Genomic DNA, 407 nt, shown 5'->3' with positions numbered 1-407 from the left:
CCCGTATATAGCGTTTCTAATAAGGTCGTCAGCCAACTTCCAAGAGCCTTATCCGATGAGAAATCATTGGAAAATTGGGTACAACAAAACCAAAGAGGTTTTCATTCTATGGAAAGCCAAAAGGAAGAACAACCGATACTCAAAAACAGTATTAAAGCCTGTATTCACACCGAACAACGCATTGATAAAAACAACCGTATTCCTTTGCGACTTTTAGAGCCTATCCGAGTGGCAGGAATGGTACTGCCCAAAGGTACGCTTTTGACCGCTATGGCAAAGATAGATGAGGGACGGCTATTGTTAGATATTAGTTCATTGGAATATCAAGGGCGTATCGTTCCCGTATCGGTAACTGCCTACGATTTAGACGGTCAAAGAGGGCTTTATATTCCTTATACACCTGGAGC

General features: G+C 42.3%; 1 protein-coding gene. It reads left to right on the top strand.

What is annotated here, in order from left to right; all coding sequences use genetic code 11:
* Positions 1-407 (top strand): conjugative transposon protein TraM (locus VQ048_RS12730; RefSeq protein WP_327611992.1); only part of this gene is annotated, 407 nt, incomplete at both ends.

The sequence above is a fragment of the Bergeyella anatis genome (assembly GCF_036016955.1).
In the GTDB taxonomy this organism is placed as follows: Bacteria; Bacteroidota; Bacteroidia; order Flavobacteriales; family Weeksellaceae; genus JAYWXI01.
Note: the sequence above shows the minus strand (reverse complement) of the source record. Positions and strands in the feature narration are given on the sequence as shown.